Source organism: uncultured Methanobrevibacter sp. (assembly GCF_902774605.1).
Lineage (GTDB): Archaea > Methanobacteriota > Methanobacteria > Methanobacteriales > Methanobacteriaceae > Methanocatella.
In genome coordinates this window covers 1-23421 of record NZ_CACYJE010000012.1, presented here as the reverse complement: position 1 = coordinate 23421, position 23421 = coordinate 1, and the positions used below count along the sequence as shown (strand labels likewise).

The following is a 23421-nucleotide window of genomic DNA, read 5'->3' as shown; positions in this document are numbered from 1 at the left end:
ATTTTACTATATATAATTTATTATATCTTATTTTTTAAAATAACCAAGTATTATTTCAAATGTAATAAAATAAATTACATATATTGAGCAAATCTAAGAAATACTAATTTTACATCAAGAAACATATATTGAGCAAATCTAAGAAATACTAATTTTACATCAAGAAATCACATCGATGTGAAATTTCAAGTGAAAAAAATTTTAGGATTTCAACATTGCCGTAATATATCTAACTATAGGCATTACGCCTAAAGGTGGTAATAAAATGAATGATTTATTTAATTTACAAGGACAAGTAGCACTTGTAAGTGGTGCATCCTCCGGTATCGGAGTGGACATGGCAAAAGCTTACGCAAGATACGGTGCAAACATTGTAGTCACCGGAAGAAGGAAAGAAAGATTAGACCAAGTGGCAGAAGAAATCAAAGAACTTGGCGTTGACTGCATTGGTGTAGTTTGTGACGTAACCGACACTGAAAGTGTAGATGCATGTGTAAAAGAAGTCATGGACCACTTCGGAAGAATCGACATCCTCCACAACAACGCAGGATACGGTGCAACCAAGGAAGCAGAATTATTAACCGATGATGAATGGAACAAAACCGTAGACGTTGACCTTACCGGTACATTCAAAATGTCCAGGGCTGTAGCACGTGAAGCAATGATTCCACAAAAATACGGAAGAATCATCAACACTGCATCCATGTTCGGTTTAGTCGGAACCATGGCTACCCCAACATCCCCATACGCAGCAGCAAAAGGTGGAGTAGTAAACCTCACAAGACAATTAGCAGCAGAATGGGCAAAATACAACATTACCGTAAACGCAATCTGTCCAGGTACATTCCCAACTGAACTCACCCGTTCAACAATCGACAACGATGAGTACAAAGCATACACTAAAACCGTTGTGCCTGTTGGAAGATCCGGTGTTGACGGAGAATTAGACTCCACAGTTGTTTACTTAGCATCTCCTAAATCCAGTTACGTAACCGGACAATCAATTGCTGTAGACGGCGGATACACCTGTATCTAAATTGAAAATAACCAATTTTCAATTTTCCTTTTTTCTTTTTTTAGACAATAATCACAAACTTTTAGCCATTAAGCCAATTCAACCAGACCCTGCCATATTTTCTAAAAAGATTAATATATGCTTAAAATCTAACTAATAAACATGTCAAATTTAAATTTTAATGACGCTATTAACAATTTATCAGATGATGATGTTAAAGTCAGAAAAGAAGCAATAGAATCATTAGTTGGAATAACTGATGAGGAAGCTATTGAACCATTAATAAAAGCCACCACTGATGAAAGCGCACAAGTGAGATTCAAAGCGGCTGAAATATTGGGGAACATGGGTGAAGTTGCTGTTGATAAATTAATAGAAGAATTCGAAAACGCACAAGGAAAGGACAAAAGATTTTTAGCGTTCGCACTTAAGGAAACCGGAGACGAAAAGGTCATCCCATACTTTGTTGAAGCAACACAGGATGAGGACTTCGGTGTGAGAAAAGTGGCAGCACGCTCCCTAGGCGAGCTTCAGGCTGAAGAAGAATTGGATGCGATTGAAAAATGCTTGGAAGATGAGGACTGGGGAGTCAGGCTCGCAGCAATCCAGGCATTGGGAGACATTGCAACCGACGATTCAATCAAATTAATAAAGGACGCCCGCAAGGCCGAAAGCGACAAGGACTTTAAAAAATCATGCAACAAGGCACTTAAAAAAGCCCAAAAAAGACAAAAGGCAAAGGCATCCGGTGAGGAAATAGTTTCACTGATTCCAATGAGCACCCTTAAGGAAATGGAAAAAACCAATGTCCAAAAAGCAATCAAGGGTTATGAAAGCTATGTTGAATCAAAACAGGCTAAAGATGCACCATACAAAAGATTATGCATATTATACAGGAAAGCAAACGACTATGACAATGAAGTGAGGGTCATAGAAACCGGAATAGAAGTGTTTGCCGACAACCCTAAAAAACTCGCATACTTTGAAAAAAGATTGGCTAAATTAAAGTAATTTAGTTTCATATAAGTCTTCCCGCTTATTTTTTAAAAGGGGAAGCTCCTCTCTTATTTTTTTAATTTCACTCAAATCAACACTGCATGTGATAACTTGTTCTTTTTCATCGCATTGGGCCAAGACCTCTCCCCATGGAGTTGTGACTATCGAATGGCCGTAGCTGTGATAGCTTGCCTCCTCGTTCAATGCAGGGGCAACGCCCACGCAGTAAGCCTGATTGTCCAATGCTCTTGAACGGAATAACAGTTCCCAATGGGCAGGGCCTGTAGTCATATTGAAAGCTCCGGGATAAAACAGTATCAATGCACCTTTTTCAACCATCAGACGGGCAAGCTCTGGAAAACGAACATCATAGCATATTCCAATGCCCACTCTTCCAAAATCAGTATCCGCAATTGTGACATTGTCTCCGGCGGTTAATACATCAGATTCCCTAAAGGTGATCTGGTCCTTAACGTCAATGTCGAAAAGATGCATCTTCCTATGCTTCGCGATGATTTTCCCGGTTTTGTCAAACAGGTAACTTGTATTGTATAGCTTGTCGTTTTCCTTTTCGGGAATTGATCCCGCAAGTATATAAACATTGTTTTGCCCAGCTAGTTTTGAAATGGTGTTTAAACTCAAGCTGTCCTGTTCATATTCCGCATACTCAATGAACTTGTCATTGGAATAGGGGCAGCTGAACATTTCAGGCAAAATTATAAAATCGGCATTCGCATCCACGCCAGCACGTATCATCTCGCCGGCCTTTTTAAGATTTGATTGCTTATTGTCAACAACATTCATTTGACAAAGCGCAAGTTTGACAGTGGTCATTTTAAACACTTTAAAAAATAGAAAAGAAGTATGATTTAAATCATACTTAAGCAATATCTGCAGAACTTATGGCAGATTCAACGTCTTCGGATGTAACTGAATTAACTGAACTGCCGGTTATCTTGAACACGTGAGTTTGACCGTCACTTAACATTGAAACATAACGGGTGTAGTCTCCATCAGCATTTTCTAGAATGATGTTTGATGAGTTTCTACCGTCAAGGGTTATTGTTTCAACAAGTTCCACGTAATCGCCATTACCTTGGGCATAGCTAATTATGCCTTGAGCTATTTCTTTTATTGATCCAGACTCTGAAGTTACATTATAATATTCTATAACTGTCTGATTTTCATTTTGGAAAAATTTAGCTCCTATATAATCTTCATCAGTTAAATTTAATTCTTTCCAACTTTCAGGATATTTGAATGAGAATTCGCCAGCGCTGTATTCAAGCAAATCATTACCTGATAGCTGTATTGGTGAACTTGAATTATTGTTGGCCTTATCATTTGATCCAGTGAGAACAATTCCGCAAATAACTATTAATGTTATAAGCACTATTGCTCCAATAACAAGCTTGTTATCTTTAATTATACTTAATGTATCTTGATTATTGGTTTTCTTTTCTTTTTTAGGTTCTTGTTGGAAGATATTTTCACTTTTAGGGGCTACAACTTTTGGTTTTGGGAAAGTGTAACCACAATTTCCACAAACAGGAGCTCCATCATAACTCGGATTTCCACATTCAGGACATTTTTTCACAGTTTTACCTCCATTAAAATTTACATTTATTAATCATAATATAAAAATATATTTAATAAAGCGTGATAGTATGACAGATGAAAAAATTATTAATCTTGATGATATAAATTATGCAATTTATAAAATAGGTGATTGGAAAAACCATTATGAAATCAATCAAATAGGATTGTCCCATGAAATTCCGGTCACAAAAAACACAATAACCCATATTAAGTTTTCAATGGATGAAATCAGGAATTCCAGATTTGAAATTTCAGACAAGACTGTCAACGGTTTTGTGGCAATAGCCCTTCAGCTAAACCCTAAAGTGCAGGAAATGAAACTGGAGGATGTTATTGAACTTGAAGAAACAGAATTCAACAATATCATGTCTGAACTTGAAGAATTGGAAGTGTTAAGTGATGATGATACCATTCCATTGGACGGTGAAGATTATCTCATATACAAATTGGAAAAGGATTGTCATGTGACTACATCCATTCCAGCAAACAAATTCACAGAGGAATTCTTTAAAAACGAATTGAAAAAAATTGAAGATGCATTAGACTAGAAAAAGTCTAATGTCACTTTTTTATCTCTTTTTAACTCACGAGGAGGTTCAACTGATACGAATTCAATGCCTTCCTCTTCAATCAACTCAAGAGCATCATCCATTATTGAAGGCGCCACAAGCAGGCCACGAATCTTTTTCTTTTCAGCCTCAACCTCTCTTAAATAGTCATTGTCAGTATTTTCCATGTCCTGAATGTATCTTCTTAATTGCTTGACCGCACTCACTCCGGCCTTACGGGCCTTCAGCTCAAGAATCATCAAATTGTTGTCGCTGTCCTTGCCGAGAATGTCAATGAATCCATGCTCGACGCTGTATTCACGGGCAGTCGGTGTGAAACCCTCCTCAATCATGTGAGGCTTTTCCATTATCATGTCGCCCATGTCCTTCTCGTATCCTGCCTGCTCAAGTTCCTCATAGTCCTCGATATTGGCATAGCTTATAAATTGGATCTTATTGATTTCAGCGGTTAATAACTCCTTAGGGGTTCTTCTGCGACTTTCTAAAAAGAGATGGTCGTCCCTGAGGTATGATTTTGTCTTGGATTTTGGAGGCTGCCAATTTACTGGCTCAACTTTCTTGTCCTGGTGGATTAAAAAAGCGCCATCGGGCTTAATCATGATTATGCGTTCTCCCCAATCCAATTCACTTAATGCACGACCTTCATACTCGACTCTACAGCATGCATAAATGATTATTGTCGCTCTTTTCCTTAAGGCGTCCTGAATCAATTCATATGCATTTTCGCAAGTGGGTTTTTCTAATATTTTATATTTCATCACAATTTACATTGTTTAGTTTAATTTAAATATTTTGTTCATTAAAGAAGATATTATATGGTTCATGGGGGAATTTAAATTTACGATGATGAATATTTTGAAAGCAAAAACGAATACTATACAATGGATTCTTTCGAATTTGAAAACGGGGAAGTCCTGAATGATGTGACTGTTGAGTATATGGCCTTCGGAACACCAGTTTATGATGAAAATGGTAATATCAGCAATGCAATTGTATACTGTCATGGCTCACTTGGAAATTACTCCGGCATCAAAAAGCTCGCTCCGCTTCTTGGCGAAGGCGATGTGTTTGATGAAAACAGGTACTTCTTCATATCCCTAACTGCTTTAGGGTCTCCATCTTCATGTTCACCATCAACTACGGATTTGAAGAACAAATTCCCCAAATATACAATTCTTGATGTTGTCAATTTCCAGAAGCAGTTTCTTGAAGAAAAATTCAACATAAAACATGTCTTGGGAATTATAGGAAATTCCATGGGGGGATTTGTTGCGCTGACCTCAGCTATACATTATCCGGATTATGTCGAATTCATAATGCCTGGGGTGAGCAGCTATAAGGTTGCAGGTCATGATTACATTCTCTCAAAGTTCGTTGACGAGATAATAACCTCCGATCCGGATTACAATAAGGGTGAGATGACATATTCATTGATCAGAACATTGAGGCTAGCCAATCTTGCAGAGTTCAATTTCGGACTTTCAAAGGAGGCATTAAGAGCAATGTCCAATGATGAATTGGACGCGGAGCTTGAAAACTTCGGCAATGAGATGCTTGAATTGGACATTTATGATGTGAAATACTGCAACGAGTCATGCATGCACTATGATGTCGAGGCGGATTTGGATAAGGTCAAATCAAAAGTGTTAATCATCTCCTGCAAGCAGGACCCTCATTTTCCTCCAGAGCTTGATGGAATTCCAATGAGCGAAATGATTGAGGATGCAGGAATCGTCATAATGGATTCCGAGCTGGGACACTTGTGCTTCAATGAGCTTGAAACAATAAGGCAGGACTTGAATGAATTCATGAGAGGGTTATGATGATTGTTAAGATAACAGATTACGGCCAGGGTGAGGTTAATTTTGTCGAGTATCAGGTTTCCGGATTAACAGAAGAACAGTTAAAATATCTAAACGACAATCTTAATGAGAAAACATCCATTAGGGAGAATAATTTAATTATTGAAAGCATTTTTGATGATGAATTATATCCCTTCCAAAGTGAAGTGGCACAATTTCGATTGGAAGATTTCATATCTCGTGAAGAAATAGAGATGACTGTTTTTTTATCGAGTTTTTTAGAGGACATGTAAAAGATTGAATGTTCGGTTAATATTTTAAGTAATTTTTATTCACTTTCAGCATGTTTAAGGAAATTTTATATATTAAAATTAAAATATATTTAATCAAAGTAAAGAAGGTGTATAAATATGGCTGGGGTGGAAGAAATATTTCAAGGATATGGTAAATTTACTATGGATGAATTTGAATTCGAGTCTGGTGAGGTTCTTGAAAATGTTGTAGTGGAATATTCAGCAAAAGGAACTCCCAAATATGATGAAAACGGAATAATCTGCAATTCATTAATCTATTGCCATACCTTTAATGGTAATTACTCCTCAGTTGATAACCTATACCAATTGACTGCTGAAGGCAAACCTTTTGATTTAAATGAATACTATTTCATATCCATTACCTCTTTAGGATTTCCAGAATCATGTTCGGCTTCAACCACCGGCATGAAACATAATTTCCCAAAATTGACCATAAAAGACCGTGTCAATTTCAAAAGACAATTCATCAAAGAAAGATTTGGCATTGAAAAGGTTTACGGCATCATAAGCAAGGGCGTCGGAGGATATGAGGCATACACTTGGGCATGTGAATATCCAGATGAAATGGATTTCATAATGGTTGCCGGCAGCGCATATAAGACAAACGGCTATCGTTATGTCGTTTCAAAATGTATGGAAAGCATAATCGATTCCTCAGACGACTTTTACTCTGAAGTGTACAGCGACACATTATCAAGAATGATGGTTTCAATAAACCGGCTGTTGTACTCCAACTATTTTTCTAAAAAAATCTTCCAGAATCTGACCAATGATGAGATTGATGTTTTGATGGATGACTTTGTTGATGAGGGACTTTTCACCGACGTTTATGATTTCAAACTGCGTAACGACGCCATATTGGAATATGATGTGGAAGACAAGTTAAAAAACATTAAGGCACATGCATTAATTGTAAGTTCAGATAATGACATGTATTACACTCCTGAATTTGACGTGTTGCCTTTAAATGACATGATTGAAAATTCAAAAGTGATAATATTCAAATCCAACAGCCAATATGTCGATTATGATGACTGCTCCATAATAGAAGATGACATTCGGGAGTTTATGGATAATTTAAAAAATAAAAAAGAGTAGCTAGAAAAAACTAGCTATTTGGATACGTCCAACATATGCTGAACTGCCTTTCTGGACTTGTCGGCAACATCCTTAGGCAATACAACTTCTGGAGCTTCATTGACAAGTGAATCCCTGATTTTTTCAAGAGTATGCAATTTCATTGTCTCACAGATTGCTCCTTCAAGCAACGGGTATAATTTCTTGCCCGGAACCTCGGAGTTGATTCTTGTAATCATGTCGATTTCAGTTCCGATAACGAATTCTTCCTTGTCGCTTTCAGCAATGTGCCTTAACATTCCGCCGGTTGACATGACAACATCACATGCCTGCTGCACTTCAATGTTACATTCAGGATGACAAATGATTTCAGCGTTAGGGTGCTGTTCACGTTTGAGTTCAACATCCTCCACATGGAAAAGCCTGTGAACATAGCAGTGACCGTCCTTTGGAACAGGGATGATTTCCTTATCGATTTTCTCAGCAACGTGTGTTCCCAGGTTCTTGTCCGGTCCGAATAAAATCTTGTCATGGGGCAGGCTTTCAGTGACCTTGACCGCATTTGCTGAAGTGCATAATGTGTCCGCATGCTGCTTGGCCTCTGCAATACTGTTCACATAAAGAATCACGCCTGCATCAGGATGTTCCTCTTTTGCCTTTAACAATTCCTCTTCCGGAAGCATGTGCGCCATTGGACATTCCGCTTCAAGTGTTGGAATGACAATCTTTTTATCCGGATTTAGTATGAAAGCGGTTTCGGCCATGAAATCAACGCCGCAGAAAATCACCAGATCCTTATCATCAATCTCGGATGCTTTGATGCATAGTTCAAGTGAATCTCCAAGAAAATCAGCGATTTCCTGAACTTCTTTCGGCTGGTAATTGTGCGCAAGGATTATGGCATTTTTTTCTTCTTTCAATCTTAAAATCTCATCTTGAATGGGGCTACTCATCTGTTTCACCTTGTATATATTTTCTTATGTCATTTGTAATTATTATTTTATATTTGTCCTTATCATTAAAATTATTTACCCAAAAGGATACTTTAAACTTACTTTGTTTAAAGCTGATTTCTCTTCCATAAATCTCAGGATTTGGCTTGTCTGAAATTTCAGGATAACTATTTATTTTCGCGAGTATGTGCTTGCGGAAGTCCACGACATCAACATTCAATGGCAATCCCACCATGATGTCCACCCTATTCACTTCATATTCAGTGAATTCAAGATATTCATTGTTGGTCAATACGGAATTCGGAACATGGTTCCTGACTCCATAATCGTCGACTATTGTGGTGGACCTGAGGGAAACCTTTTCGACATAACCCTTCTCCTCATTGATTTTAAGTGTGTCCCCCACTTTAACGCTTCTGCCTAAAATCAACATTATTCCGGAAAATAGGTTTGAAATAATGTCTTTTGCAGCAAAACTCACTGCAATACCTACAATACCTAAACTCAACAGGGTTCCTGCAAGATTTATTCCGAAAAGTTGCATGATAGCCATTACTGCAATGAAGTAAATAATAGAAATTATTATGTCTCTTATAAGATAGGTTGCAGTCATGTCATTATACCTTTTCTCCATCCTATGCGTTATAAGGGTAACTATCTTGGTTGCAATGACTGTTATTGCCACGACGATTAGAACATACATTAATGCTTTTATAAAGGGATTCTCTAGTATTTGGATATTCATAGTTTTCGTTCCATTAAATCTTTAGCTATCAGCGTATTTTCAAATACTTCTTTCGCTTCATTAAGCATCATATCCGCATAATCTTCACTATACCTTGTGCTGATATGAGTCAATATCAACTCTTTGCTGTTTGACTCTCTTGCAACATAGGCCGCATCGATGGAAGTTGAATGGGCATGCTCCTCGGCATTCAAACTGTCCTGCTTTAGAAATGTTGACTCGTGAATTAGTATGGTGCTGTCCTTTGCAAATTGAATCATTTCTTCACAGGGTCTGGTGTCGCCGGAATAAGTTATCTTTTTACCTTTTCTAGGTTCTCCAAGCACCTGTTCCGGTTTAATGATTCTGCCGTCAACTTCAATTTCTTCGCCATTGTGCAATCTTCCAAATGCAGGTCCTTCGGGAACTCCTAACTCAAGAGCCTTGTCACGCAGGAAACGTGGTTTCTTTTTCTCTTCAATGGAATATGCAAGGCAGGGCACATTATGCTTAACCCATTGTGATGAGATTATGTACTCGTCGGTTTCCTCTATAATTCCCGATTCGATTTCAATAAAATCAATAGGAAATTCGATTACACAATAACCTAAACCGTAAATAGCATCCTTCAATGCATTCAAACCTTTAGGTCCATAAATGGTTAGTTTTGATTCTCTTCCTTGAAGCCCCATTGACTGCAATAGTCCCGGAAGGCCCAGGATATGATCTCCATGAAAATGAGTGATGAAGATTTTTGATATTTTCATCGGACTTACTTTTGTAAAAAGTATTTGTCTTTGGGTTCCTTCACCGCAATCAAACAGCATCACGTCTCCGAATGCCTTCAGGGCAATTGACGGATGGTTCCTTTCCTTTGAATGAACTGCTGATGAAGTTCCTAAAAATATTATTTCCATAATGTAATCACTTTAATAGTTATTAGATATAATATATATTAATAATTCATATTAAATGTTTATTGGGGTGATGATTTTGGATAAGATTATTAAATATATGCTTGATGAAGATGAAGGATTTGGGGATGTGACATCCAATGCCGTTGTTGAAGAGGGCAAAATCGTTAATGCATATATTATTTCAAAAGATGAAGGAATCCTTGCAGGAATCAACATTATCCGTGATCTCTTCGAGGAATATGGCGTCAAGGTTAAATTCTGGCTAACTGAAGCAAGCAAAATATCAAAAGGCGATTTATTATTGGCAATCGAAGGGGATGCAAGAACAATCCTGCTGCTTGAGCGCACAGCCTTGAACCTCATCATGAGGATGAGCGGAGTGGCTACGGCGGCCAACCATTATGTTAACCTTGTTGACAATTCCAGCGTAAGGGTTGCCGGGACACGCAAAACCTCACCGGCCATCGGCAAATTTGACAAGTATGCCTTGAAGGTGGGCGGTGCAGACACTCACCGTTTCAGTTTGGATGATATGGTCTTGATAAAAGATAACCATATAGCGGCTTGCGGAACACCATTGGAAACACTTCTGAAGGCAAAGAAAAACACCAGCTTTTCCAAAAAGATAGAAATAGAAGTGGAAACACTTGATGATGCAGTTGACTGTGTTCAAAACGGTGCGGACATTGTAATGCTCGATAACATGAACGCTTCCCAGGTCAAGGAAGTTCTTGATAAGTTAAACGAGCTCAACATTCGCCAAAACTCACTAATAGAAGTGTCCGGCGGAATAACTGAGGACAATATCTCAGATTATGCGGGCCTAGGCGTGGATATCATATCAATAGGCGCATTGACACACTCATCTAGAAGCCTGAACTTCAGCTTAAAAATCAAGGAATCATAATCTTAATGAAAGAACTTCCTTAAGTTCCTCATCACTCATTTCAGTGATGAATGTCTCGTCATTGCTGATGGACTTGCTTGCAAGATCAGTCTTATGCTTGCTTATCGCATCGATAGTCTCCTCAAGAGTCCCCTTGGTGATGAACCTGTAAACCATCACGTCCTTGCTTTGGCCGATACGATGAACCCTGTCGGTTGCCTGGTTTTCAACGGCGGGATTCCACCATAAGTCATAATGAATGACATTGCTTGCAGCAGTCAGGTTCAAACCTGTGCCTCCAGTCTTTAGGGTGGCAACGAATATTTTATAATCATCATCCTCTTGGAAGGTGTCTATGATTTCGGTTTTTTCCTTAAGGGTCTGGGAACCGTGCAGGAACAGCACTTCCTGCTTGAACTTCTTGGATATTAGCTCCTGAATCAGCTTGCCCATTTCAACGTATTGGGTGAATATTATGACCTTCTCATCGTTATCCAGTATGTTCTCCAATATATTGACCAGGAGCTCCATTTTGCCGGATTCGGAAATCTTGGGCTTTTTGATGTCCAGGAATTGTGCCGGGTGATTGCAGGTCTGCTTAAGTGCGGTCAGGATTTTCAGGATGATTCCCTTCCTTTGAATCCCCTTTGAGTTTTCAATGTCGAAGAATATCTCATCCAGAATGGCATTGTATAACTTGATTTGTTTTTTTGACAATGTGCAGTAAACGTCATTGACCAATTTGTCAGGCAATTCCTTTTTGATGTCCTCATCACTCTTCAAACGCCTCATGACGAATGGCTTAGCTATTGTTCGGAGGTTTTCCAAGGCCTCCTCATCATCAAGTTTTTCAATAGGCATGACATAGTTCCTCTTAAAGTCATCTTTAGTGGATAGGTAACCCTTATTCACGAAATCAAATATGGACCAGTAATCCATTAGTCTGTTCTCTATCGGAGTACCCGTCAAGGCGATTTTGGTTCTGGCGGGAACTTCCTTGATTGCTTTTGTCTGCTCGGTATTCGGATTCTTAATGTTTTGGGCCTCATCGATAACGCATAAAAACCAGGTCTGGTCCATGAACATGTCCAAATCAAGGCGGATTACACCATATGAAGTCAATATTATGTCATAAGTCTCTAATGGGAATGTCCTGTTGGAGCCATGGTAAATGTAATATGTTAAGTCTGGTGTGAACTTGTTGATCTCGTTTTCCCAATTGGATATTAATGTAGGTGGAACGATTATCAGTGCGGTTTTGTCTTCAAGCATATCATGTTCCTTGTAAAAAAGAATTGCGGACAATACCTGTATTGTCTTACCAAGCCCCATGTCGTCGGCCAGTATGCTTCCGAACTTGTATCGGATATTCTGAATCAGCCACGAATAGCCTATCTTCTGGTATGGTCTCAACTCCCCGGTCAACGATTCGGGGGAATCATAGATTTTGGTTTCCTTGATTAATTTCTGAAACCTCTTGTAATCTGAAGGATTTTTTAATTGTTTTCTAGCCAGTCTTCCAGTATTTCCCATAACTTTGCTCTCTTCATATTCGATTAGTTAATTATAATGTTTTCATGATTATTAAAATTTTTTTCAAGTATGATATTTGCTAAATTTTATTCAATAATCCCCAATATTTTTCTTTAAATTTTGAATTAAAACGCTAAAAAAGAAAGTTTATAATATAGTAAAATGAAATATATAAAAGATAGAGAATTATATTTTCTTAAAATGGTGATTTAATGGTAAAAATAGCTAAATTAGCTTTGGAAGATGGAACTGTTTTAAAAGGTGAAGCATTCGGTTATGAAACCACTAAATTAGGAGAACTCGTTTTTTCCACAGGTATGGGTGGTTATACTGAATCATTAACTGATCCGTCTTTTAAAGGAGAAATATTGATGTCCACTTACCCATTGGAAGGTAATCATGGCGTAAGTGAAAAATGGTACCAATCTGATAAAATTCAGGTTGAAGGATTTGTTTGTCGTGAGGTCTGTCGTGAAGTATCCAATTTCGGACCTCAAAAAACATTGGATGATTTCCTGAAAGAATTCAAGACTCCGGGAATAAGCGGAATCGACACACGTGATTTGACCTTGAAGATACGTGAAAGAGGCTCACTTAAAGCAGCAATAACAACCGAGGACATTGCTGACGATAAGCTTGTTGAAATGGCAAAATCACAGCCAAGCATCGAAGACATTGATGTTGTGCCATTGGTTTCAACAAAAGAGATTAAGCAATTCAATGAGGATGCCGATAAAAAAGTAGCATTGATTGACTGTGGAGTCAAAAAGAACATTATCAACTCATTTTTAGAAAGGGACATTGGAGTAGTGCTTTTCCCTTATGACACTGATTACAAAACTGTTTTGGATTACTCTCCAAACGGTTTGATGATTACTTCCGGACCTGGAAACCCTGACAGGGTGACCGAGATAATCGAAACCATGAAAAAATTAGCCAACAGACTGCCGATTTTCGGAATCTGCATGGGTCAACAGTTGATTGCAAAATCATTCGGAGCAAAATCATATAAAATGAAATTCGGTCACCGTGGTGAAAACCAGCCGGTTAAGGATTTAAACACTGGTAAAGTCTATATCACATCACAAAACCATGGATTCACAATAGACAAGGAATCCTTGAAGGAAACTGATTTAGTATTGACTCACGTTAACTTGAATGACGGCACTCCTGAAGGTATTTCACATAAAGAATTGCCAATGCGCTGCATACAGTACCACCCTGAAGCGGGACCTGGTCCAAACGACACCAGAAATACTTTTGACGAGTTTAGCCAAATGATGGATGATTATTAAGGAAGGGGATTACATATGCCAGTAGATAAAGATATTAAAAAAGTATTAATTATTGGATCTGGGCCTATTCAAATCGGACAAGCTGCAGAATTCGATTACTCAGGTTCACAAGCATGTAAATCATTAAGAGAAGAAGGTATAGAAACAGTACTCGTTAACAGTAATCCTGCTACAATCCAAACAGATATAGATATGGCAGACACTGTTTACACTGAACCATTAACTCCTGAAGTTGTTGCAAAAATCATTGAAGAAGAACAAATTGATGCTATTTTACCAACAATGGGTGGACAAACCGGATTAAACATTGCAACAGGACTTGGAGATTTAGGATTACTCGAAGGAATCAAAGTATTAGGTTCCGACGTTCAAACAATCAAGGACGTTGAAGACCGTGACCTATTCGCAAACCTCATGGAGGAAATCGGCGAGGAAATACCAAAATGTCATGCTGTTGAAAGCGTTGAAGACGCACTCAAGGCAGTGGAGGACATCGGTTATCCTGTAATCGTAAGACCTGCATTCACCTTAGGAGGTACCGGTGGGGGAATAGCTCACAACGAAGAGGAATTAATCGAAATAGCAAATCACGGATTGGACATGAGTTTCATCAACCAAGTATTGATTGACGAATCAGTGCTTGGATGGAAAGAAATAGAATTCGAGGTAATGAGAGACAAGGAAGACACATGTATCATCGTATGTACCATGGAAAACATCGACCCGATGGGAATCCACACCGGTGACAGTGTCGTAGTGGCTCCAATCCAAAACCTATGCGATGAAACCATTCAGAAAATGCGTGACGCATCAATCAAGATCATCAGAGCGCTCGGTATTCGCGGAGGATGTAACATTCAATTCGCATTAAACCCTGAAACCGATGAATACAAGGTAATTGAAGTAAACCCTCGTGTGTCAAGAAGTAGTGCGCTTGCATCAAAAGCAACCGGTTACCCAATCGCTAAGATATCATCCAAAATAGCTCTCGGAATGACATTGGATGAAATCAAAAACGACATCACAAAGGAAACCCCTGCATCATTCGAGCCTGCAATCGATTATGTTGTTATCAAAATCCCAAGATGGCCATTCGACAAGTTCAAGGGAATCAGCCGTGAAGTCGGAGTTCAAATGAAGGCAACCGGTGAAGTCATGGCTATCGGAAGAACCTTCGAGGAAGCATTCCAGAAAGCATTAAGATCACTAGACATGGGCTTTGACGGATTCGAATATGTGGAATACACCGAAGAGGACCTCTCACATCCGACAGATTTAATCTACTTCCAAATCTACTCAGCCATTAAGGACGGAATGGACATCGACAAGATTCGTGAACTGACAAAAATCGACAATTTCTTCCTTTACAAAATCAGAAACATCGTCAACTTCGAAAACGAGGTAAGCGCTGACAAATTAGATGATGAGGATTACCTTAGAAAAGCAAAACAAATAGGATGTTCCAACAAACGCCTAGCGGAATTATCCGGTCAAACCGAAGAGTACATTAGAAACCTGCTCAACAAATACAATATCAAACAATCATATAAGATGGTTGACACCTGTGCAGCTGAATTCGAGGCAAAAACACCATACTACTACAGCAGCTATGACAAGGGTAACGAGTTAACATCAACCAACAAGAAGAAAGTGGTGATTCTAGGTGCAGGACCAATCAGAATAGGTCAGGGTATAGAATTCGATTACTGTTGTGTACACTCATCACTTGCATTAAAAGATGATGGAATAGAAACAATCCTAATCAACAACAACCCTGAAACAGTAAGTACCGATTATGACATTTCAGACAAGCTGTTCTTCGAGCCATTGACATTTGAGGATGTTATGGGAGTAATCGAACAGGAAAAACCGGACGGCGTAATCGTGCAGTTCGGAGGACAGACCTCAATCAACCTTGCAGTGCCACTGGCAAATGCTGGAGTTAAAATATGGGGTACACCATATGAAAGCATCGACCGTGTAGAAGACCGTGAACTCTTCGCAGAGCTCCTTGAAAAATTACACATTCACCAAGCACCATATGGAACCGCAAACTCATTTGAGGAAGCAAAAGAAATCGCAGAAAGAATCACATTCCCAGTGCTGGTGCGTCCGTCATACGTTATTGGTGGAAGGGCGATGGAAATCGTTTATGATATCAATGAGCTTGAGGAATATATGAAAGAGGCAGTTAAAGTCTCACCGGACCATCCAATTCTTGTGGACAAGTTCCTCGAGGATGCAATAGAACTGGACGTTGACCTATTGTGCGACGGAGAAGACGTGTTCATTGCAGGAATCATGGAACACATTGAGGAAGCAGGTGTCCACTCAGGAGACTCCGCATGCGTAATACCTCCTCAAACAGTGCCTGAACACATGCTCAACACCATCCGTGAAAACTCAAGAAAACTTGCATTGGAATTAGACGTTAAAGGTTTAATGAACATTCAATACGCAGTGAAACCTGATGAGGAAATGGTATACATTATCGAGGCAAACCCACGTGCAAGTAGGACAGTTCCATTCGTCAGCAAAGCAATCGGCGTGCCATTGGCAAAAGTGGCTACCTGGATTATGGACGGGGCCAAGCTAAAAGACTTCGACTTGACCAAGGAAATCAAGATTGACCATGTTGCTGTAAAAGAATCAGTATTCCCATTCCTCAAATTGCCGGAATCAGACACCGTGCTTGGACCTGAAATGAAATCCACTGGTGAGAGCATAGGTATTGATGAGACATTCGGAATGGCATTCTACAAGTCACAGCTTTCAGCAGGCATGGAATTGCCTAAGGAAGGTAAAATATTCATTAGTGTTAAAGAAACAGACAAGAAGAAAATCAGGCCAATCGCTGAAAAAGCAGTTAATTTAGGATTTGAAATCGCTGCAACCCGAGGAACTGGTGAATCAACAGGTTTGGATACTGTTGAAATTGTTAAGAAAGTGTCTGAAGGTTCACCGAACATCCGCGATGCAATCCTCAACAAGGAAATCGATTTAATCATTAACACTTCTGAAGGAAAACAATCTGCTAAAGACGGTTATATCATCAGACGTTTAGCTATTGAACTGGGCATACCATACGTTACCACTTTAGCAGGTGCAAGAGCAGTCTTGAATGCTATTGAAGCTGTTCAGAACAGTGAAATAAACGTCAAATCTTTAAACAAATATGCTGATGGGGAATAGTTATTCTCCACAACTCTTTTTTTTTTTAATTATTATATAAATAGTCTTTAATGTTAATACCGCATGAAGGGCATTCCTCTTCACCGATTTTCAACCTGCTTTTACACTTAGGACAGAAATTAAGCTTGACTTTATATTCTTTTGTTTGATCGATGATGATGTTGACTTCAATTTTCTCGGTAATGTGGGTTTTTAACACTGACATGTCCCAGTTGTTGTCCATCAAAAGCTTCTTGTAGTAAAAAGCTTCAGTCATTGTGTCATATGATCCGATGGTTTCATCGCCTTTCTGAATATAGAATTTCCTAATCTTGTGGTTGAACAGTATTTCCCCTTCCCTTTCGGTCTTGTTGACTTTACTTCCTTTTATACGGCCTTTTGGTCTTTTTTCTGGAAACGGCGGAAGTTCCATGTTCTCATACTTGTTTTCAAGGTCGCATTCCACAAGAAGGTCATAATCAAAGTTGCAAAAAAACAGTGCGTCCCTTTCATATAATGCATCAGATAACTTTCTGAACTCTCCATAATCCTTATTGTTATATTTAACTCGGTATACATCACCAGTTTTAACAATATTCCTGTAAAAGTATCTTATTTCCTGAGAGTTAATGAAAATCACCCATTGATAAGTTTGTTGATGAGGTTTAATTCAAATCATTAGAGTCTTAAAAAAACTGTTAATAATATTATATTTTTTAATCTATATTACTCTTTTGAAAAATCGGATTTCCAACTGGAAGGGGTTGAATTTTTATTTTAATCTAGTGAGAATTTTTAAAACAAATTGTTTTGCTTGCAAAAAATATATTAATAAAAAAAATTAGATTTTCCTTTAATGTTCACTATATCTAACGGATTAATATTAAAGGGCCAAGATTTAAAGCCTGTTCGTGAAAACATTGTTGTTGACGATGGTAAAATCATTGAAATCGCTAAAGACGCCAAAGAAGGTAAAATCATAGATGTTGATGGGGCAGTGGTAAGTCCCTCTTTCATTAACGGTCATGTTCACATTGGGGACTCAATAATCAAGGATGAGGGATACGGATTGAGCTTAAGCGAAATGGTCAAGCCGCCCAATGGCGTTAAGCATGTGGCACTGTCTAATGCTGGTGATGATGAGTTGATTGATGCCATGAGAAAGTCAATGAAGGACATGGTCGAGTCAGGTACAACACACTTCATAGATTATCGTGAAGGCGGTCTTAAAGGGGTTAAACTATTGAAAAAGGCATCTGCGGACTTGCCGATTAGGCCAATCATCCTTGGTCGTGACGACAGTTTTTATGGTGATGACCCTGACCTGGCCAAGGTTAGGCATGCTATTCGCAAACTTTTAAAAATCGCTGACGGAATTGCTCCAAGCGGATTTGGGGAGATAACCTCGGAGGTTGCACGGTTGATTGTTGATGAGTGCAATAGGCAAGGCAAGATTTCATCAATACATGTTGCCGAATCGGAATCCAACCAAATAGAATCCTTAAACAATGATAATCAAACTGAAATAGCTAAGGGGGTTGAAGCCGATTTCAACCAGCTTGTGCACTTGACCAATCCTAAGGGCAATGACTTGGAATTGGTTTCCAAATCCGGTCAAAACGTTGTGGTTTGCCCAAGAGCAAATGCTACATTAAACGTAGGTGTGGCTCCGTTAAAGAGAATGCTTAACTTAGGCTTAAAGCCATTGCTCGGAACTGACAATGTGATGCTCAACTCACCCAACATGCTTAGGGAATTGGAATTCACTTTAAAGATTATGTCAGTGCATTATAGAAGTTATATTGAACCTGCAGAATTGGTTAAGATGGCAACAACCAATGTCTGTGGATTTAAAATCAATGACATAATTAAAAAGTCGATGATTTTAGAGGATAATTTTGCGGAATTTATTGTTTACAAATCTTTTTCTAGAAATCCTTACCTTAATATATGCAATAGGGCAGAAACGAAAAATATATTATATATCATTAACAAAAAATTTAGCATATAATATCATGGATATAAATCTATATATTATGGGAGATGTTAATGATGTATAAGAAAATATTGGTCCCTACAGACGGGTCAGAATTTGCAAAAAAAGCTCAAAAACACGCCTTATTCTTGGCAAGTGTTAGTGGAGCTGAAATAATCGCTGTGAGTGTCACAGAAAATAATTTTGTTAACGGGCTTCCATTAGACGATGAAGTATACCAGTTAAATCAAATCCTAAAAGAAAGATCAGAAGAGAATCTTAAGGAATTTGATAAGCTAAATGAAGAAGATCTAAAGGTTACTCATGTGGTTAGAGAAGGCTCACCTGCCAGGGTCATCCTGGAGGTTGCAGACGAAGAAGCCGTTGATTTAATTGTAATGGGTAGTTCAGGTAAATCTGGTTTCGATAGATTTATTATGGGCAGTGTAGCGGACAAGGTTGTGAACTCAGCCAAGTGTGCAGTGCTCGTAGTTCATTAGTTTTATTTACCATTTTATTATTGAATTTTATAAAGGTGTTTTTTATGTTAGTTAAAAGAACAATGTCTAAAAATGTAGTAAGTGTTTCCGTTCCAGGAAATCGTGAAAAAGTTTTAGACTTAATGAGAAAAGAAAACAAAGCAGTGCTTCCAGTAGTAAAAGAAGATACTGACATTTTAGTAGGACTAGTAACTCGTTCTGATTTAATTAATAATCCTGATGAAGAACAAATTGCAATGTTAATGAGCAGAGACTTAATCACAGTTAAACCTGGTGATGATGTAGTGGACGCTGCTCGTGTAATGATGGAGAATAATGTTAGAAGAGTACCAGTTGTTAACGATGACGGTGAACTTGTGGGAATCATCACTTCCTTCGACTTAGTGTCAAAAGCATTGACCAAAATCGAAATCAATGATGCAGTTGAAAACTACATGATCACCACTGTGCCAACAACCTGGGAAAAAGCTCCATTGAACGTTGCTTTTGAAACCATGAATCAATTTGGTTTGAAATCAGTTTTAGCGTTAGATGATGAAGCTAAACTATCAGGTATCCTTACCGAAACCGACTTCATTTCTGAAATAGAAATCATCTCTGAGAGAAGCGAACACAGTTCCACTGTTGGAACTGAAGGAGACAAATGGTCATGGGACAGCACTTCCGTATTGTACATTGAGAAAAACAGTTTAAAATTCACCGACAAGGTAGTTGCCGATGTTGCTGTTGGAAATGTGGAAGTTGCAAACTCAAAAACCAAGGTTTCAGACTGTGCTAAAAAAATGAAAACATTAAACATTGAACAGATTCCTGTAATCGGTGTTGAAGGAGATTTAGTAGGACTTGTAAGAGCAAGTGATTTAATCAAAGCATTAGTGACAGAATAATTGTGATATGATGGTAGTTAGTCCAGTATTAGTGATAAAAACAGATGATAGTCATGTTGGGGTTCGTGCAAGATTCTATGATGATTTTGCCGAACACAATATTGTCCTGAATTCTGTCATTACCTATTGGTGGGCTAATAATCTGCCACCTGCCGTGAAGTTTTTGGAACTTTTCGATTCGGTTATTAAAAGAACAGTCAATGAAATTATGCCTCATAAGACTTTGGATTTGAAGTATGAGGTCACTGCCAATCAAACATTGGAATATGCTTCTGAAATCAAAATCAATCTGATTTCCGTTGTAGCAGACAATGTAGGGTTTAAAATTGATGGTGGATCAATCTCTTTAAAGGGCATTCGTAAAGTGGAGGATGATTTTGAAGAAAAAGAATTCAATGCCACTTTCGATCAAAGTATTGATACACCAGATATTGTTTTGAAAAAATATAAGGAAATGAAAAATAGATGATTCAATTCATTTATTTTACCTTTTTTTGCTATTGTTCATGATATCATTTTCTTTAAGCATTGGTTAATTAAAACATATTTTTTTCTATTTCTTACTATTTAATCAATTGAAGAATTGTTTTAATGGTATGATGGTTGTGATTTTACAAAAAGTTTCCAGTGATTATATATCTCATCACTCATAAATGCAATTTTTAATGTAATTCAATAATTCAACCGCATCACTCTTCTTGATATCCTCACTTTCACGGATAAAGTCAATCAGTTCGGCCTTTTTATCATCGCTTAGGCTGGACTCGGATAAGGTTTGAGCATAATTCCTTTTAGGGTAAAAAGTCTCCTTTGCAATACTGCTCAACTCTTCCCGTTCACTTTCAGTCAGGATATTTTCACATACGGCATTTTCAAAAACATAATTCATGCTGATTAGGGGAACGGACAATGCCTCCAGGCTTTCGCTGTCAAGCATCACTGCAACATCATCATCGGAATCAATCGCCCCGCTTGCATACTGGTTATAACAGTATCCAACACCAATCATGCCCAGTGAATCCAGTTCCGATGCCCTTAAGGCGCCCATGCTTGAAGCGCCGAACACTTTAACGCCGCTTTTCATGACTTTAAGTATTTCCTTATGTCCAACAGCGGAGTTCTGATGAAAAACGCCGTCTATAATTGCAATGATGTCTGGATTTTCCTTCAATGCCAAATTTAGGTCTCCTCTCTGAATGGGTCTTTTATATATGACTTCAACATCCTCAGTTGAATCCAATATGTCTCTTGCTTCATCGAAAGGCAGGGACAATCCAGTATAAACTATAATCTTAACCATAAATCTCAAACTCTTAAAAACCTGTAACCTGCACGGGAAGGATCAATGGCATACATTTCCATTTCAGGAATCACTACTCTAACAACGCTGACATCAATTTCGGGACGGGTCAAATCATGATAGAGCACATGCTTGATTTCATTGGACACCAATTCCTCCTTGACGATATCCAAATCGTCACTTATTGAAGTGGTGGACTTGTTTTCAATGTCTGCAAGGTTAACCTGCTCATCCTCCTGCTTGAAGTAGAACTTATTAATTCTTTTCATTCTCTCATAACCGGCTTCACGTGCAAAATCCGCCCGGACTGTGTCTTCACGAGCACCGTTGATTTGTGTGGCTCTGCTTTGGGCAACTTCAGTCAATGCCCTAAGTATTGCAACTTCCGGGTCAAGATGTGTTCCAATCCCCAGGGTCAACAATCCGGCATCCCTTGTAACGGTATCGTCTGCTGAAGCGGCTATTGTCGGTACATTGATGTCTGCTGTGAAATCCATCAGCTTGATATTGATTCCGTTTGAAGTGAACCTGTCAATGGTTTCATTGATGACATCGCTTTCAATTGTCTCCAGGTTGATTTGAGAATAGTTCTTGTGGGTCAGCTCGAAAATGCTCCATGCATCCCTTTCAATGACTTCAAAAATACCGTGCAGGATTGCTTCTTCCAAAACATTTCCTGAAGCAAGGCCGTTAGTGTTGGACTTGAATAAACTATCAACATCCTCCCCACTGTTGTATGGATGGTAGATTGCATTGGATGGGATGTAGTAATCCTCGCAGGTAATCAAATCATGAGCAAGGCTCCATTCCAAATTCATGTCGCCGATGTCCCTTTTTTCAAATTCCTTTGGCAGGTTCAATGATTTTGGGTCAATGTAATTGCCATGGCTTGAAATGCTATCGACTGTGCTTATGATGACTTCATCATCAGCTTGTTTTTCAGATGAGTATCTCTCAAAGCCTTCCATCATCGCTGAGGCTTTTGCATGGTCTTTGCTGATTCCCTTTCCCCCATAGATGCTGATTGCACCATCCTCGGCTGTGGGCCTGATTGCAGTATACACTGGCAATCCTATACGATCCAAATCGGTAATGTCTGCAATACGGGTTATTCCAGCGGTCTTCAATTTGTCTTCATTGATTTCAATAGTTTTCTTGGGAGCTATTACCCTATGAGTTCCTTTAAAGTATGTGAGTTCGTTTGTCATTTTACATTCCTAAGATTAATCTAACAATATTTTCAACACCAATGGTCATTGATGCGGCGGTTAAAATTCCTGCGATAGCGATTGTAACAATCCAGATTCCGAAATTCCAAGTCAATACTTTAGACCCGTCGAGGTTGCCTATAGGAAGCAGGTTGAACACTGCCAGGAAACTGTTGACGGAGTATCCTGTTGCACAAATGATGAATATTAGCAATGCATCACTTGATGTGAAAGCGGACTGGTAAACTGATGTGGCAATCGCTAAAAACACTAAAGCCAAAATGATATTGACAATAGGTCCTGCAATTGAGATTTTACCATTGATTTCATCAGTCATGTAGTTCGCATAGGTGTAGACCGCACCTGGAGCTGCGAATACGAAACCGAAAAATGATGTTACAAGTGCAAATATTAATCCTTGAGGCCATAACTTGAATTCGGCCCAGTAGCCGTACTTCATTGACACGAATTTGTGCCCAAGCTCGTGCAGAATGAATCCTGCTCCGACACCAACCATGACAATCGGCAGGATGGATAATATTGCATTTGTATCCCTTCCACCTTGCACTATTGCAAAACAGAGTGAAATTACGATGAATGCAATTATTAAATCTCTTACTTCACTTGCTGTAAATTTAAACATAATGTTAAAATATCTAATTTTATATATAAAGTTTTTTCTAAATATTATAATATGGAC

General features: G+C 38.6%; 24 protein-coding genes. 13 read left to right on the top strand and 11 right to left on the bottom strand.

The window, feature by feature from the left end; genetic code table 11:
* Nucleotides 1–265 precede the first annotated feature (265 nt).
* Both QZU77_RS04240 and QZU77_RS04235 read left to right on the top strand, forming a co-directional pair.
* On the top strand, nt 266–1036 hold the full coding sequence (locus QZU77_RS04240) for an SDR family NAD(P)-dependent oxidoreductase (protein WP_295600504.1): 771 nt from the start codon (nt 266–268) through the stop codon (nt 1034–1036).
* Between the two features lie 141 nt (nt 1037–1177).
* Nucleotides 1178–2026, top strand: coding sequence for a HEAT repeat domain-containing protein (locus QZU77_RS04235; protein ID WP_295600501.1), 849 nt, complete (start codon nt 1178–1180; stop codon nt 2024–2026).
* Here QZU77_RS04235 and QZU77_RS04230 read toward each other — a convergent pair.
* A complete protein-coding gene (locus QZU77_RS04230; protein WP_295600498.1) occupies nt 2018–2845 on the bottom strand; it encodes a carbon-nitrogen hydrolase family protein in 828 nt (275 codons plus the stop codon). The two genes, QZU77_RS04235 and QZU77_RS04230, sit on opposite strands and share 9 nt — an antisense overlap.
* Before the next feature lie 46 nt (nt 2846–2891).
* On the bottom strand, nt 2892–3608 hold the full coding sequence (locus QZU77_RS04225) for a PsbP-related protein (RefSeq protein WP_295600495.1): 717 nt from the start codon (nt 3606–3608) through the stop codon (nt 2892–2894).
* A gap of 70 nt (nt 3609–3678) precedes the next feature.
* Between QZU77_RS04225 and QZU77_RS04220 the strand changes: the two genes are divergently transcribed.
* Entirely contained in the window at nt 3679–4158 is a 480-nt protein-coding gene (locus tag QZU77_RS04220; protein ID WP_295600492.1) for a hypothetical protein, read from the top strand.
* Here QZU77_RS04220 and nucS read toward each other — a convergent pair.
* A complete protein-coding gene (gene nucS / locus QZU77_RS04215; RefSeq protein WP_295600489.1) occupies nt 4155–4937 on the bottom strand; it encodes an endonuclease NucS in 783 nt (260 codons plus the stop codon). The two genes, QZU77_RS04220 and nucS, sit on opposite strands and share 4 nt — an antisense overlap.
* Before the next feature lie 123 nt (nt 4938–5060).
* Here nucS and QZU77_RS04210 point away from each other — a divergent pair, with 123 nt between their 5' ends.
* The 3 genes from QZU77_RS04210 to QZU77_RS04200 all read left to right on the top strand — a co-directional run bounded on the left by QZU77_RS04210 (nt 5061) and on the right by QZU77_RS04200 (nt 7393).
* Complete coding sequence (locus tag QZU77_RS04210) at nt 5061–6002, top strand: alpha/beta fold hydrolase (RefSeq protein WP_295600486.1); 942 nt, start codon at nt 5061–5063, stop codon at nt 6000–6002.
* On the top strand, nt 6002–6274 hold the full coding sequence (locus tag QZU77_RS04205; RefSeq protein WP_295600484.1) for a DUF5750 family protein: 273 nt from the start codon (nt 6002–6004) through the stop codon (nt 6272–6274). Before QZU77_RS04210 ends, QZU77_RS04205 begins: the two co-directional genes overlap by 1 nt.
* Nucleotides 6275–6391: 117 nt before the next feature.
* Entirely contained in the window at nt 6392–7393 is a 1002-nt protein-coding gene (locus QZU77_RS04200) for an alpha/beta fold hydrolase (protein ID WP_295600481.1), read from the top strand.
* A gap of 14 nt (nt 7394–7407) precedes the next feature.
* Here the strand turns inward: QZU77_RS04200 and nadA are convergent, their stop codons facing one another.
* The 3 genes from nadA to rnz are packed head-to-tail and all read right to left on the bottom strand — an operon-like array spanning nt 7408 to nt 9966.
* Entirely contained in the window at nt 7408–8325 is a 918-nt protein-coding gene (nadA, locus tag QZU77_RS04195; RefSeq protein ID WP_295600478.1) for a quinolinate synthase NadA, read from the bottom strand.
* Entirely contained in the window at nt 8318–9028 is a 711-nt protein-coding gene (locus tag QZU77_RS04190) for a mechanosensitive ion channel family protein (RefSeq protein WP_295600475.1), read from the bottom strand. The genes nadA and QZU77_RS04190 overlap by 8 nt, the downstream gene beginning before the upstream one ends.
* Nucleotides 9029–9066: 38 nt before the next feature.
* The gene (gene rnz, locus QZU77_RS04185) at nt 9067–9966 is read right to left on the bottom strand and encodes a ribonuclease Z (protein ID WP_295600472.1); all 900 of its coding nucleotides are present in this window, start codon (nt 9964–9966) and stop codon (nt 9067–9069) included.
* A gap of 76 nt (nt 9967–10042) precedes the next feature.
* On the opposite strand from rnz, the gene nadC reads away from it, so the two are divergent.
* On the top strand, nt 10043–10873 hold the full coding sequence (gene nadC, locus QZU77_RS04180; RefSeq protein WP_295600469.1) for a carboxylating nicotinate-nucleotide diphosphorylase: 831 nt from the start codon (nt 10043–10045) through the stop codon (nt 10871–10873).
* Here the strand turns inward: nadC and QZU77_RS04175 are convergent.
* Nucleotides 10868–12385 (bottom strand): DEAD/DEAH box helicase, encoded by a 1518-nt coding sequence (locus QZU77_RS04175; protein ID WP_295600466.1) that lies wholly within the window; start codon nt 12383–12385, stop codon nt 10868–10870. The two genes, nadC and QZU77_RS04175, sit on opposite strands and share 6 nt — an antisense overlap.
* A gap of 212 nt (nt 12386–12597) precedes the next feature.
* On the opposite strand from QZU77_RS04175, the gene carA reads away from it, so the two are divergent.
* Together carA and carB are read left to right on the top strand one after the other, a co-directional pair.
* Nucleotides 12598–13680 carry a glutamine-hydrolyzing carbamoyl-phosphate synthase small subunit gene (gene carA, locus QZU77_RS04170; protein WP_295600463.1) on the top strand — a complete coding sequence of 361 codons (1083 nt, stop codon included), beginning with the start codon at nt 12598–12600 and terminating at the stop codon, nt 13678–13680.
* Nucleotides 13681–13695: 15 nt separating this feature from the next.
* Complete coding sequence (gene carB / locus QZU77_RS04165) at nt 13696–16872, top strand: carbamoyl-phosphate synthase large subunit (protein ID WP_295600460.1); 3177 nt, start codon at nt 13696–13698, stop codon at nt 16870–16872.
* A 25-nt stretch (nt 16873–16897) separates the two neighbouring features.
* Here carB and QZU77_RS04160 read toward each other — a convergent pair whose 3' ends face one another.
* Nucleotides 16898–17491 carry a zinc ribbon domain-containing protein gene (locus tag QZU77_RS04160; RefSeq protein ID WP_295600457.1) on the bottom strand — a complete coding sequence of 198 codons (594 nt, stop codon included), beginning with the start codon at nt 17489–17491 and terminating at the stop codon, nt 16898–16900.
* A 216-nt stretch (nt 17492–17707) separates the two neighbouring features.
* Here QZU77_RS04160 and QZU77_RS04155 point away from each other — a divergent pair, with 216 nt between their 5' ends.
* The 4 genes from QZU77_RS04155 to QZU77_RS04140 are packed head-to-tail and all read left to right on the top strand — an operon-like array spanning nt 17708 to nt 20682.
* A complete protein-coding gene (locus QZU77_RS04155) occupies nt 17708–18862 on the top strand; it encodes an amidohydrolase family protein (RefSeq protein WP_295600455.1) in 1155 nt (384 codons plus the stop codon).
* A 41-nt stretch (nt 18863–18903) separates the two neighbouring features.
* Complete coding sequence (locus tag QZU77_RS04150) at nt 18904–19326, top strand: universal stress protein (RefSeq protein WP_295600580.1); 423 nt, start codon at nt 18904–18906, stop codon at nt 19324–19326.
* Between the two features lie 44 nt (nt 19327–19370).
* Nucleotides 19371–20213, top strand: a complete 843-nt coding sequence (locus QZU77_RS04145; protein ID WP_295600452.1) for a CBS domain-containing protein — start codon at nt 19371–19373, stop codon at nt 20211–20213.
* Nucleotides 20214–20223: 10 nt separating this feature from the next.
* A complete protein-coding gene (locus tag QZU77_RS04140) occupies nt 20224–20682 on the top strand; it encodes a hypothetical protein (RefSeq protein WP_295600449.1) in 459 nt (152 codons plus the stop codon).
* Nucleotides 20683–20856: 174 nt separating this feature from the next.
* Here QZU77_RS04140 and QZU77_RS04135 read toward each other — a convergent pair whose 3' ends face one another.
* Genes QZU77_RS04135 through QZU77_RS04125 form a run of 3 tightly spaced genes read right to left on the bottom strand, consistent with a single transcriptional unit; the run spans nt 20857 to nt 23364 of the window.
* A complete protein-coding gene (locus QZU77_RS04135) occupies nt 20857–21513 on the bottom strand; it encodes a TfuA-related McrA-glycine thioamidation protein (protein ID WP_295600446.1) in 657 nt (218 codons plus the stop codon).
* A 5-nt stretch (nt 21514–21518) separates the two neighbouring features.
* A complete protein-coding gene (locus QZU77_RS04130) occupies nt 21519–22721 on the bottom strand; it encodes a YcaO-related McrA-glycine thioamidation protein (protein ID WP_295600443.1) in 1203 nt (400 codons plus the stop codon).
* Nucleotide 22722: 1 nt separating this feature from the next.
* Nucleotides 22723–23364: a site-2 protease family protein gene (locus tag QZU77_RS04125; RefSeq protein ID WP_295600440.1), complete on the bottom strand. Its 642-nt coding sequence runs from the start codon at nt 23362–23364 to the stop codon at nt 22723–22725.
* Nucleotides 23365–23421 lie beyond the last annotated feature (57 nt).